This window comes from Rhodococcus sp. WAY2 (assembly GCF_009859915.1).
Lineage (GTDB): Bacteria > Actinomycetota > Actinomycetes > Mycobacteriales > Mycobacteriaceae > Rhodococcus_F > Rhodococcus_F oxybenzonivorans.
This window is the reverse complement of the sequence record NZ_CP046575.1, coordinates 324550-336699: the sequence shown is the minus strand read 5'-3', so window position 1 is coordinate 336699 and position 12150 is coordinate 324550. Positions and strand designations below refer to the sequence as shown.

10 protein-coding genes are annotated in these 12150 nt (G+C 63.5%); 5 read left to right on the top strand and 5 right to left on the bottom strand.

The annotated features are described in order from the left end of the window. Positions 1 to 565: 565 nt before the first annotated feature. Both istB and istA read right to left on the bottom strand, forming a co-directional pair. Entirely contained in the window at positions 566 to 1354 is a 789-nt protein-coding gene (istB, locus tag GFS60_RS38360) for an IS21-like element helper ATPase IstB (RefSeq protein ID WP_159928378.1), read from the bottom strand. Then, positions 1351 to 2850 carry an IS21 family transposase gene (gene istA, locus GFS60_RS38355; protein ID WP_159928376.1) on the bottom strand — a complete coding sequence of 500 codons (1500 nt, stop codon included), beginning with the start codon at positions 2848 to 2850 and terminating at the stop codon, positions 1351 to 1353. Before istA ends, istB begins: the two co-directional genes overlap by 4 nt. A gap of 1742 nt (positions 2851 to 4592) precedes the next feature. Between istA and GFS60_RS38350 the strand changes: the two genes are divergently transcribed. Next, on the top strand, positions 4593 to 5879 hold the full coding sequence (locus tag GFS60_RS38350; protein WP_236603779.1) for a Shedu immune nuclease family protein: 1287 nt from the start codon (positions 4593 to 4595) through the stop codon (positions 5877 to 5879). Positions 5880 to 6125: 246 nt separating this feature from the next. Here GFS60_RS38350 and GFS60_RS38345 read toward each other — a convergent pair whose 3' ends face one another. From GFS60_RS38345 to GFS60_RS38335, 3 genes are read right to left on the bottom strand one after another with little or no spacing between them, the layout of a single operon-like run. Next, positions 6126 to 8138 carry a cutinase family protein gene (locus GFS60_RS38345; protein WP_159929932.1) on the bottom strand — a complete coding sequence of 671 codons (2013 nt, stop codon included), beginning with the start codon at positions 8136 to 8138 and terminating at the stop codon, positions 6126 to 6128. 16 nt (positions 8139 to 8154) lie between these two features. Next, a complete protein-coding gene (locus tag GFS60_RS38340; protein WP_141472935.1) occupies positions 8155 to 8418 on the bottom strand; it encodes a hypothetical protein in 264 nt (87 codons plus the stop codon). Next, positions 8418 to 9260, bottom strand: coding sequence for a sigma-70 family RNA polymerase sigma factor (locus GFS60_RS38335; protein WP_159929930.1), 843 nt, complete (start codon positions 9258 to 9260; stop codon positions 8418 to 8420). Before GFS60_RS38335 ends, GFS60_RS38340 begins: the two co-directional genes overlap by 1 nt. A gap of 334 nt (positions 9261 to 9594) precedes the next feature. On the opposite strand from GFS60_RS38335, the gene GFS60_RS38330 reads away from it, so the two are divergent. The 4 genes from GFS60_RS38330 (at position 9595) to GFS60_RS38315 (ending at position 12150) form a co-directional block, all read left to right on the top strand. Continuing rightward, positions 9595 to 9858 (top strand): hypothetical protein, encoded by a 264-nt coding sequence (locus GFS60_RS38330; RefSeq protein ID WP_159929928.1) that lies wholly within the window; start codon positions 9595 to 9597, stop codon positions 9856 to 9858. After that, the gene (locus tag GFS60_RS38325; RefSeq protein ID WP_159929926.1) at positions 9855 to 11036 is read left to right on the top strand and encodes a conjugal transfer protein; all 1182 of its coding nucleotides are present in this window, start codon (positions 9855 to 9857) and stop codon (positions 11034 to 11036) included. The genes GFS60_RS38330 and GFS60_RS38325 overlap by 4 nt, the downstream gene beginning before the upstream one ends. A 6-nt stretch (positions 11037 to 11042) precedes the next feature. Continuing rightward, on the top strand, positions 11043 to 11369 hold the full coding sequence (locus tag GFS60_RS38320; protein ID WP_159929924.1) for a hypothetical protein: 327 nt from the start codon (positions 11043 to 11045) through the stop codon (positions 11367 to 11369). Positions 11370 to 11526: 157 nt separating this feature from the next. Continuing rightward, complete coding sequence (locus GFS60_RS38315; RefSeq protein WP_159929922.1) at positions 11527 to 12150, top strand: hypothetical protein; 624 nt, start codon at positions 11527 to 11529, stop codon at positions 12148 to 12150.

The following is a 12150-nucleotide window of genomic DNA, read 5'->3' as shown; positions in this document are numbered from 1 at the left end:
CCGAGGATTCGCGGTGGGATCTGGAGATCGCGTCGGAGCATCTGGCTCTCAGTTCGTCATCGGGTCGACACTGGCAGTCTGACCCCCCAGCTGCGAAATGTTCGAGCGCGTCGAAGCAAGCGGCGGCCGCCTTTGCCATCTGAGCGGCGCTGTGGCGGGCGTTCTTCACCGAAACGCCCCAGAGGTTGCTCGTCTGTTCGGCAGTGGGTGTGTGAGTCGGTGGTATCCCTAGAGCGCCAGCTGTCAATTGCCTGATATCAGCGCTCTGATACCAGGTGGGGGAGAGGTTGACCTCGGCGAACAGTCGGGTGAGCAATTGCGCGTGCTCGTCGGGGTGGAATCCGCCGGCGATGTGCCCCTCCATGCTCCTCGCGAGAGTCCGGAGACCGAGTACCGCAGTTGCGTCCTCTGTGGCTCGCTGTGACTCGGAGAGGTGATGTTCCAGTACCTTCCGGTGCTCGTGTCGATGGCAGCGATGTCCCTTACCTGGTGTCAACGGCCATCGTGATGTCCCCGCTCTTGGCCAGGTGAAAGTCCCCGCCTCGTGGGGTGTTCGGGGTTGGGATCAGGGGCGTTCACCTCGTTCGTGTCGGGCTTGGCGCATCCGGTAGGACTCACCGTCGGTGAGCACGACGGTGGCGTGGTGCAAGAGCCGGTCGAGGATGCCGGCGGCGGTGGTGTGCTCGGGCAGGAACCGGCCCCACTGCTCGAACGGCCAGTGCGAGGCGACCGCCAGCGAACGCCGTTCGTAGGCGCCGGCGACGAGTCGGAACAGCAACTGGGTGCCGGTGTCGTCGAGTGGCGCGAACCCGACCTCGTCGACGATGATCAGATCCGCCCGCAACAGCGTGTCGATGGTCTTGCCGACGGTGTTGTCGGCCAGGCCGCGGTAGAGGGTTTCGACGAGGTCGGCGGCGGTGAAATAGCGGACCTTGTGCCCGGCGTGCACGGCCGCGATCCCCAACCCGATCAGGGTGTGGGATTTTCCGGTCCCCGGTGGGCCCACCAGCGCCAGATTGGCGTGGGCACGAACCCATTCCAAACCGATCAGATAGTCGAATGTGGCTGGTGGGATGGAGGACTCGGCGACGATGAAACTGTCGAGGGTCTTGGCGACGGGGAACGCGGCCGCTTTGAGCCGGGCGGCGATGTTGGAGGCGTCGCGGGCGGCCAACTCCGCTTCGATCAGGGTGCGCAGCACCTCCTCCGGAGTCCAGCGTTGGATCTTGGCGGTCTGCAGGACCTCGGCGGCCGTGCGGCGGACGGTGGCGAGTTTGAGTCGGCGCAGACCGGCGTCGAGGTCGGCGGGCAACGCCGCGACCGCCGGCGGAACGGCGGTGCTCGAACTGCTCATCGCGCGGTCTCCTCTCGGGTGACGGCGTAGGCGTCGAGAGATCGGGTCGGGGCGGTCGGCAGGTCCAGCACCAGCGCCTCACCGCCGGGGCGGGGTTGGGGAACCCCGGCGCCGGCGTCGAGGATGGACCGGACGTCGTCGGCGCGGAACCGCCGGAACGCCACCGCCCGGGTCAGGGCGGCGAGCAGGGCATCGGTGCCGTGCGCGGCCTGCAGATCCAGGAGCACCGCGAGTTCGGCGGGCAGGCGGGTGTTGGCGGCCGCGGCGGCACCGACGAGGAACTGTTCGGCGACCGGACCGAGTGCGCAGAATCGTTTCTCGACTTCAGTTTTCGGTCGCGGACCACGACTGGGAGCCTGTCGTGGGGTCGGGTAGTGCTCGTCGAGGATCGACGCGGTGCCCGGGGCGGTGAGCGCGTGATCGGCGGCGACCTCCCCTGTGGCGGGGTCGGCGATCAGCAGTCGCCCCTCGCCGGCGGTGACGGTGACGGTGGTCCCGATCAGGCGGGTCGGCACCGAATAGCGGGCCGAGCCGAAGCGGATGCAGGAGAGCTTGTCGACCTTGCGGGTCACCGGCGGCGGCCCGATCTGCAGGCGCAGCGACGGCAGCGGCCCGAGCACGGCCTGTTCCTCGCGCAGTCGCTGGGCGGGGACCGCGTCGATCTCGGTGTGCACCCGGGTGTTGACCTCGATGCACCAGGCCTTCGCGGCGGCGTTCGCGGCGGCCAGGTTCACCGGTCGGCCGGACAGGTCGGCGTCGGTGAGCAGCGGGACGACCAGGTCGCGTTGGGCGTAGCCGACGAGGTGTTCGACGACGCCCTTCGACTCGGGGTCGGCGGCGTGGCAGAAGTCGGGACGGAACCCGTAGTGGGTGGCCATCCGCACGTAGTCCGGGGTCGGGACCACCACGTTCGCCACGACTGCGCCTTTGAGGCAGGCCATCCGGTCGGCCAGGACCTTGGTGGGCACCCCGCCGATCGCGGCGAGGGCCTCGGCGATCAACGTCAAGGTGGTGGCGGCGCGTTCGTCGGTGGCGAAGGCGACGAACCGCCACCGTGAATACGCCAGCACCGCGCAGAACAGGTGCAGACCGGCACCGAGGGTGGCCCAGTCGATGACCAGGTATTCACCCGGTGTCCACACGGCGGGACGGCGGCCGCGGTGATTGTTCTTGCGCCACTTGGTTCTCTCGTCGGCGACGAGGCGGCGGAAGTTGCGGTCCGAACCGGTGTATCCGGCGGCCGCGGCGATGGGGAGCAGGCGTTTGGCGGAGATTCTGCCTCGGGACGAGGCGATGCGTTCTGCCACGATCTCGGTGACGGTGTCGTAGTTGCGGGGGCGGGGTTGCCGTGGGGGCGGGGTGTCGCCGGCTTCGAATCGTTCGATGACACGGCGGACGGTTTTGTGGGTGGTGCCGCACATCTCGGCGGCGCCTCGGTAGGTGCCGACCTCGCGGTAGGCGGAAATGATGTCCATGCGGTCCTTCGCAGACTTCAATGGAACTCCCTGGGCGGTGACAGGTGACTGGGTGGCACCTTCACCTTCACCGCTCAGGCCTGGCGTTCCGGTGGGAATCACGACGAACACGAGGCGGGGACTTTCATCTGGCCACCACCGGGGACCGTTACTCGGCCACCAGTGGGGACTTTCTCATGGCCATGGACACCTGGGGAATACCGTCACCGCCTACTGACGTCGTCACGTGTACGACGAACAGATCGCGACCACGGTATTCGAACTGTGAAGGGAGAGCCGTGGCGTGCAGGGTAGGTGCGGTTCTGGACTGCTTCGTTCTCAATTGGTGTCTTGCCCACCGGGGCTCAGAGGGGTCTGTGCCCGACTAGCCCGTTGTCTTCGTCCGATTAGTGGGAAAGTCAGCAAGAACTGCTTGGACGAACGCCTCGTATTGAGTCTCGGCGAATCGAGCGAAACGAGAAGTTAGAGCGACTCCGTCGTATCGTTGTCCATCGATCTCGATCGAGGTGGTCGGCTGATCGCTGCCGACGATTGAGTACTCCGAGATCGGTCGATGGGTGGACGATGTCACGCGTCCGCTTTAGAAGGCTCCGAGCCGCCGATCCAGTGACTTCCGCGCGCCAGCGTTCCTGTTCGGCGTGCAGCCGAACACCATGGCTCTTAGCATCACGTAGGTGATCTAAATCTGATTCCCTGCCCCCGTGGGCGTCGTATTGGCCAGACTTTCGCAGCCGATAGGCCGCTGCGGCACAGAGGTCCAGACATGTCATCGCTGTACGTGAGGCGTAGTCGACCGGCGCCAACATCAGGATGTTGAACTGTTCGTTCGAGAGGCGCTCCTGCATTTGCTTGTGTCCCTCCGGCTCGTGCGACCATTCGGCCATCCCGGCCGCGAGCCGGACGAAGCCGACCTGGAAAGCCGCGGACGATACGAGATGTGACGCGGCCTGGTATCTGTCGCCGAGCTGACTGAGCCGAACGGAGACGAGGTTCGCGAGATCTGGCTGCTTCACGTTGACGGCGGAGTCGCCCATCTACTCAGTCTGGCAGTGGGTGCGTTGCGTACAACAGGCTCTTGCCCCGGATGGCCCGGGCGAGGAGGACCCCGTCGGCACTCGGCGGGGTCCTCCTCCGGCCATTCTGTTCGAAGTGGCGGGCGCCGCTAAGGATTCTTGAGGTTCGCGAAGTACGACCGTAGGGCTTCGGTGGACGGTGCTCGCTTACAGGCATGACCGTCCGGATACCCACCGGGGAAACGGAGTACCTGCTGCGGCCAGGGGATCGCAATGTAGATCTCGGCGACTGCATCTGCGCCGCCAGAGATGCGAATGTGGGCTCCATCCGGTTCAGTGGTGAGGATGTGGCCAGTGCCGTGGTCGCACAATGCGGGTAGGGCATGGGCAGCCCTCGCTGCAATAGCGTCCTCGACAAGGACGGTTGGGTATCGCACAGTGCAGTCACAAGGCGTCTGGAAGGCGGTCAAAGCACCCTCGGCTCTTTGCGGGGCCAGGGCATTGCGATATCCCGGTGGCAGCCCTTGGCGCAACCCGTGTCGGTTCTCTTCACCCTGATTCTTTCTGTTTCCCATGGTCGGAGAGTAGAGGAATAGAGGGCGGGCGGCCTGACCTACGCTTGCGATCACCGCCATCAGAAACGACGGCTTCGGGGATGCCGAATGATGAGACACTCACATCGTGGTGAGAAGATACGGCAGTGACCAGGATGTTAAGGCCCGACTTGACGTTCGACATCATGACAATGAGGTGGACGGATTCTTCGTCCCGCTCGATCCTCCCGACGACGACCCAAGTGCTGCTGACGGGACGCGGATACTCAACTTCTCGGGTGACAGTTCGGAGCTGCGTATCTTCCCTATCTACACGTTTCCGGACAACGAGAAGTATCTTGAGCCGAAGTACCCACAGATTCACACGTTGACGATGAGCGTGCCGGATACGGACGTCGGCGTTGTTGATTTCAGGGAGCTTCTTCTCGAGTGGCTGCCGAGCGGTTTCGTCACGGACTACAAATTTGGTCTGGGGCTGGTCAAGGACTGCAATCGCCTCGTGCGACTGATCGAGAAGCACACCGAGTGCGACGAAATCTACTTCATGGGAGGAACGAACGTCGCGGTGGCCGGGAAGCAGCTGCTCCTCGGCCTGGAGCGCTTCGAGGCAATTCTTTCAGAGATCCGGCGAATCAACAGCCGCGGTTACGACGGTGCTGCGCGCGTCAAAGATGCATTCGTTCATAACGCACTGGCCTCTACCCTCAGCCTGGAGCCGGCGGTATACAGCCTCGGCCGCCACCCGGTGTCGCAGGTGCTGACGAAGGCCGCTGATGGCGTCAAGGAACTGACCGAGCAAGAGCAGGACGCGCTGATCGACACCTTCGCATCCGAGTCCGCTGCACTGGCGCGGACACGGCCGGAGACGTTTCTCAAGCTCCACCGTGACATCGAGCTCGTGAATCTTGATCGACTCATTCAGTCCTACGAAGATGCCCTGGCTAGGGGCAAGAAGGAGGGGTTCTGGCAGAACTTCTTCGATAACAACGCCTTTGCACTCCAGCAGGTGTTCGGCACGCCAATGGTCAGTTTTCAGTCGAGTGCCTCTGTCGGTGGTGTCGGATTCGCCGGTAGTGGCGGCAAGGTTGCCGACTACCTCCTCAAGAATCCACTGACCAATAATGTTGCGCTGGTGGAGATCAAGAAGCCGTCGACGTCACTGCTCAACACTAAGGAGTATCGAGGGGGTGTGTTCGGTCCGTCCAAAGATCTCGGCGGCGCCGTGACGCAGGTGATGGATCAGGCGTATCAACTGATGACTTCCTTCGCGGGCCTGAAACTGGCTTCGCGGGCGGATCTGGAGGCATACGCGGTGTCGTGCTTCGTCGTTATCGGGCGAACTCCATCCTCGGATGACGAGCAAAAGTCGTTCGAGATGTACCGAGCAAACTCACGGAACGTGAAGATTGTGACGTACGACGAGATCCTGGAACAGCTCAAGCTGCTGCGTAAATTCCTTCTCCCGGAAGACAGCGAGCGCTAGCGGCGAGGAACCCCGAGACGCCGAGAACGGCGGACCCCGAGGCGGGACGGTATCGAGTGATCGCCTGTCTGTCTCGGAATCGATTCGAATGAGAGACACTCGAACTAGCGCATATCCCTATACTTCACGACTGATCCCATGCGTTGACCGGACGAGGCGGGACGCAGCGACGCAGTGTCGGGGTGGCCGGCCATTGTTCTGTCGACGTATGTCGGACGACCGCCATTTCGATGATGAACGACCGGTTTAGGCCACGGCCTTGGCGATCGGATCGCGGAAGTGGTTGGTCATGTCCTGTAGGGCCGTTGTGCCTGATGAATCGACGACGAGCTCCCCGTAGTTCTGGTGAGTTCCGGACCCGATGAATGAGGCGAACTTGAGCCCTTCAGCACCGATCTGGGAGAGGGCGTCTGCACCGTCAGAGCCTGCCAATGCGGTGAGGCTCGAGGCGAGCCCTCCAAGGTCCCCAGCGTGTGACTGCTGGGTGATCTGCTGTCCGGTCGTCGTGGACGCAGACACTGAACCGAGCTTGGGCGCCTCGGTCTTCTGGCCACCGTTGAGTGTGCCCACCGCGATCTTCGCGAAATCGAGGATGTGGGGGAGTGCGCTGAGGCCGGCTCCGATGATGTCGCCGGTCTCGATGGCGTGCCAGAGCTGCTTTTGGAGTTCGCCGGCGGTGTTGGCCAGACCGATGATGTCGAGGTTCCCGACGAGGCCGACGATCATCGAGATGATCTGTGCGGCGCCGGATGGGTCGGGAATCATCGCGATCAGGGCCGCAGCAGTCTTGTAGTCGAGTCCGGCGGCGAGCTTGATGAGTGGCTCGAATAGGACGTTGATGCGGTCGAACTCGGCGTGGACAGCCTTGACCTTGGCCATCGGATCGAGACCCGGATCGAGAACAATGTGCGGGATCCGGTTGAACAAGATGTCGAGGACTGCAGGGATGTTGTTGGCGAGGTCGAATGCGTTCGTCCCGATGTGCGTGACCTGGTTGATGAGCACGCTCGGCTTGATGATCGAGAGTGTGTCCGCAGCGAGTGACAGACCATCAGCCGGAGTGGCGGCCAAGGGGGAGACCTGAGTGGACAAGGTGTCCACCGATGTCTGCAGCTGCTGCACCTGACCCGGCGTGGAGGCATTCTGAACCGTCCGCGCGATGGTGTCCGCGGCCTGAAATGCACTCTTCAGGTCGATGCCCTTGACCTTGTCGACGATCTGGCCGGCGGCGTATTCGGGAGTCGAAGCGTCCGCAGTCATGAGCGTCTGTTCCACGGCCGGATTCTGGGTTACCCAGCTGGTCGTATCGGCCACCGGAACAAGGGTGTTGGCTACATCTGTCGCCGCCGATTCCATGCTCTCCAGGTCCGGAGCGCCGGACTGCAGCTGCTGCTGCAGGGTCTCGATGTTGCCGGCCAATCCCGGAAGATTGACCTTCGAGTAGTCGGACACCAAGGCGTTCTGCAGACCCGCGGTGGTGGGCTGAGATCCATCGCTCTGCTGCGGACCGGAAGCAGTCGGAGGCTGGGCAAGCACTCGCCCAAGTCCTGCGAGCAATCCATCCTTGCCGGCGTTGGTCGAGCAGTAGAGGTCGTCGGGGGCGCAGTACGAACGCGTGACTGCGGCTGTCTTTCCGAACCCGCCCGGCCTGGCCCCCGCGATCCCGACACCGTCGACGGGAGGACCGACGAGAGTGTTGTCGCCATTCGAACTCTGCCGTGGGTCGGCAACAAGACCGACAGCGATCAACTTCTCTGCCGGGATTGGACCTTTGTCGTGTCCGATCAACCATGCCAAGTCGCCGGCAACGTCCGCACCCTGGCTGTAGCCGCCGAGTGCGAACAGAGTGTTCGGGCATTGCGTTGCATGAGTCTGCATCACGCGCGCACCGGCTCCGATGCCAGATGCCTTACTGGTGCCATAGGTCTTGCCCTTGTTGAAGGCGGACGCTTCGTACGCCGGATAGGTGATCTTGATGGAGCTGCCGAACAGCTGGGAAAGAGGATCGGTGACCTGCTTGAGCAGACCCTTCGCGACGTCAGGATTAGCGGTCGAGTCCGTTTCGAATGTCCCCGGCATCATCACCACTTCCACTGCCGGGCAGCCCGAGGATGCCGGCGCCGCCTCGGCCTGACTTGGCGACACAACCGCGATGAGGGAGGCGAGGAGTGCAGTGAGCAAGGAGGCGACGAGCAGGGGCACCCGGGCGCGAGAGTTGGTGCGACCGTCCTCAGAAGTTGGTGTGTGAAGGTGCGTCATAAGTGTTCTCTTTTCGTCAGCGATACAGCGCCGGCATGATGACCCGACCGCTGTCGATATGAGTGGTGATGTCGCGGGGGAGAAAGTCAGCGACAGTGAGAGCGACTCTGCTCATTGCATGCGAGGACTCGGCGAGCAGTCCGAGACGAGCGATTGTGGGGTGGGTGAGTGCAGCATCGAATTCTCGCGTCGCTTCGAGGAGCACGGACGTTTCGGTCAGAAGAATCGCCGCCGCGATGAAGACCATGACGGTGAACAGAGGCGCGAGACTACGGGTCATCAGATCGCCGCGGTCGTCGTTGCAGTCCGACGACGACCGCGTGCAAACCGGGGCCGAGGAGTCGGCTGGTTGGAGGCGACGACACTTTTGCGAATGCGTGTGACCGCGCGGTAGAGCCGCTGGCGAAGCGCTGCCGGAGTCATCCCAATCTCCGCGGCAATCACGGCCAGGTCGCAATCGGTCTGTTCGAGGTATGCCCGCTGAATCAGGGTGCGATCGAGGTCGTTGATGACCTTCTTTTCGACCGCCCACGTGAGCAGAGCCGGAGCAGAGATATCCGCTTCCGGCTCGTTCTCAGCACTGTCGGACTCGTCCATGACATCGGAGGCGGGGATCTCCTGGGCGAAGGTTTCCTCGCGCGTGATCTTCTTCAGCGTGTGCAGGAAGAGTGCCGCGTAGACGTTCGCACCGGAGGGCCTGTAGGTGGCGATCAGTGACATGAACGTGGCCACAGTGGAGGCCGCTCTCTCATCGCACGCGTGATACCGATCGTGCCCACTGACCCGTGCGTGGCGCGTGAGTGAGATGAGCTTGCCGAGCATCAGCTGCAGTAGCGCTCGCCCGGCAAGGGAGCTTCCTTCCTGATGCAGTGTCAGCAGCGCCAGAAGCACACCATCACGATCTCGGCGGTGCGCCGCGGCGAGATCGTTGAGATCCGCGACCTCACGGAGCGCGTCCTGGCTCACCGACCACGTCAAGACTTCGGCGGCGGCTGCGGGGCGAGCGCAGAGGTACATCCACTCGGTGTTCAAGCGGCTGTACAGATTGCTCGGCGCGGTGCTGCGAACCGGCGTTGCCGATGACGCTGTGGTGGCGGTGGGTGCGTGGGTGGACGTTTCCACGATCGGTCTCCTCTGGGCGCGGGCGAGGTGGTCTCGCGCCCAGTACAGCAACCGGATATTGCCTCTGACCTGCGTGTTTGTTGTTGCCGGAGGGGTTGTCGTTATTGCCAGGGCGTTGTTGCCGTGAAGGTTCCGGCTGTGCGGCGGTGGGCAGGGAGTGCCCCTCACGTGCGCTCCTTCGGCTGAGGCAATAACCCCTTGGTGACTGCAGAAGAAACTTCAAAAAAGTTTCGCGAGCGATGTCACTCAAGCCCCCGGACCCGGATCTTCCTCCAAGTAGAAGCCCACTTTTCTGTGTGGCGCTCTTCCACACCCCAGTCGCCAGGAGGACCGGATGCACGAGCTCGACAACTCGCTGCAAGCCCAGCTGCACGATCTCGGCTACGTGCACGCCGTCACCGAGGAGATCCGCCGAGTCGCGGCAGCCCTGGCGGTGAACCCTCTCGATGAAGAGGCGAGCACTTCGCTGTGGCTGTTGGTGTTCGTCGAAGCGCCAGCCGCGCGCGCCGCGCTGTCGCGGGCGTCCGCATTCGACATCGCGGATTCCGTCCCCGATTGCGCAACGTCCGACCCGACGACGGAAGCCGGCATCCGATGAACATCGGCCTCGCGAAAATCAACAACTTCGGCCGCAGCTCCAAGAGCAAGACCGATCGCGCATCTGAAAATAGCGTCGACTCCGTTGTCGACGAAGCCGAGGAGTTGGCGCGCGCGGAGCGTGCACAGTGGGGCCTTCGGCAGGTGTGGACCACCCGACTTATCAGGGCTGGAATCCTCGCCGCACTCGGCGCCGGAATAGTTGCCCTGATCCTCGTCGTCTTCGGATCCTCGCCCACCCCGAACCTCACCGACAACGCCACCGAAGACACCGCAGACGTCGACACAGTCGGTCAGGCGAAAGCCGAAGATCTTGCTCGGCAGTTCGTCGTTGCCTGGCTCCAGGCATCGCGTGGGAATGAACAAGAACTCGATCATTTCGTCTCGGGAAGCCCCAGCCTTCCGACCGCGCCGTTGTTTGCAGCGACTGATCCGGCCGTCGCGTCGATCGACTACGAGCAGAAGTCACGGACATACGCGGTGACGGTCTCGGTGACAGTTCGAGCCGCCACGGATGCGAATGCGGCCACAGTTCGTCGCTACTTTCAGGTGCCGGTTGTGGTCACAGAAGCGGGCGTCAGGGCCGCCGCACTCCCCGCCGAAGTAGCTGCCCCTTCAACGTCGATCGACGTCAAGCTCGGCTACAAGTACCGGGTCGCCAACCATCCCATCGCCACGTCCGCGCACGAGTTCCTGTCCGCGATGTTGACCGGCAACGGGGAAGTAGCGCGCTATCTCACGCCGGGGGTTTCGATCGCCCCGATTGTTCCGGCGCCGTATCGCAGCGTGGCAATCACCGATGTCTATTCGTCGGAAGACCTGAGTGCTGCCAGTGCATCGGCACCGCTGCCTGACGGTGATGTGGTGCGCCTCCTGGTGACGGCAGCGCAGAAAGTCACCGAGGTCGATTCGGTCAGTGGGCAGTACGCGCTGACGATGACCTCCCGCGGCGGTCGGTGGGAGGTCATCGCAATTGACGCAACGCCGTTGTACCCGCCGGCGGCACCCCGAACACCATCCTCGTCAACGACCGCACCGAGCTCGACCACACCAAGTGCGGGGGCCCCGGAGTCCGCATCGTCTGAATCAGGGCAGACCCCCGCACTCTCAGTGCCGGCTGCCGGCGACATGCCGTTGTTCTCCCCGTCAGGAACCGATCCTCATTCATCCGGAAGGTAACCCATCATGTCCATTGCGCTCGCCGCCACCGATCCCAACAACGCAGTCCTCGCCGTAGGGCTTTTCGACAAGGCGCAGGAGTTCACCAGCGACGGCAAGCTGCTCCTCCAGTCGGCTGCCGGCTGCCTCGTTGTGTTCTTCCTTCTCAAGAATCTGATGGCCTCATTCACAGTTGCCCGACTCATCACATCAGCGCTCATCGGCGGAGCAGCACTGTGGGTCGTCTTCAACATGGACGTCCTGAAGGACTCGACAGGTGAGGAGTTGGAGAGCGCTCCCGCCGCGGTGCACCTCGTGGCCGAGCCGAGTTCCGGCTTAGACCTTCCCGTGTGATCTCCGCTCGTTCGCACCGGCTGAAAGACGCTTGTCTGCAATGACCTCATTGCGCGACCGACCTCGACAAGGAGGCTCCAATGTTCGATGTAGCTAGCACTGCGGAAGCGGGTTCGCGGCTTCGCCGGCATGAAGTCACGAGTGGGCCGGTGCTGCGATGAGCGACGAGCGCACCACCGGGGAAGTCATCAAGAACTTCACCCGCGCTCGCAAGGTGCCGCAGCTGATCGGGCGTACACCCGAGGGACAGAAGCTGCCGTTCGGTCCCTACACCGTTCCGCAGGCCGTCAGCGGCGCAATCGTCGGAGGGCTCCTGTGGCTCCTGCATCCCCTGTGGCTTCGGGACAGCATTTCCTGGAACGTCGGATTCTTCGCCTTCTGGTCACTGGGCACCGTCCTTGTCGTCGGTAAACTCCGGTTTGCCGGCCGGAGCCCCGCCTCAGTGGCACAGGGAATCTGCGCCGCAGCCTTCGCGCCGGCCGGTGCCAAGATCCAGATCAACGGCCGCCGGGTGACCATCCGGCCACCCCACCTCGTGCGTCCGAGTGGCTACATCACTGCCGACCCCACGGCCGCCGAACTCAGCGCCACGACGGTCGTCCCGCAGGCCGTGCACATCGCCACCGCCGAGGTCACCGAAACCGCATCGGCAGAACCTGTCGCACCACGACCGCAGACCTCCGCTCCGGTGCCCACACCGGCAAGCGGACCCACCCATCGCGCCGGCCGATCGAGCGTCAAGGAACTTCTCGCTCTGGCTGCTGCAGGCACCTCCGAGTAG

Excerpts from the sequence above, each read along its gene's own strand:
- istB (WP_159928378.1), bottom strand. The coding sequence starts at position 1,354 with ATGAGCAGTTCGAGCACCGCCGTTCCGCCGGCGGTCGCGGCGTTGCCC.
- GFS60_RS38345 (WP_159929932.1), bottom strand. The coding sequence starts at position 8,138 with ATGACGCACCTTCACACACCAACTTCTGAGGACGGTCGCACCAACTCT.
- GFS60_RS38340 (WP_141472935.1), bottom strand. The coding sequence starts at position 8,418 with ATGACCCGTAGTCTCGCGCCTCTGTTCACCGTCATGGTCTTCATCGCG.
- GFS60_RS38330 (WP_159929928.1), top strand. The coding sequence starts at position 9,595 with ATGCACGAGCTCGACAACTCGCTGCAAGCCCAGCTGCACGATCTCGGC.
- GFS60_RS38325 (WP_159929926.1), top strand. The coding sequence starts at position 9,855 with ATGAACATCGGCCTCGCGAAAATCAACAACTTCGGCCGCAGCTCCAAG.
- GFS60_RS38320 (WP_159929924.1), top strand. The coding sequence starts at position 11,043 with ATGTCCATTGCGCTCGCCGCCACCGATCCCAACAACGCAGTCCTCGCC.
- GFS60_RS38315 (WP_159929922.1), top strand. The coding sequence starts at position 11,527 with ATGAGCGACGAGCGCACCACCGGGGAAGTCATCAAGAACTTCACCCGC.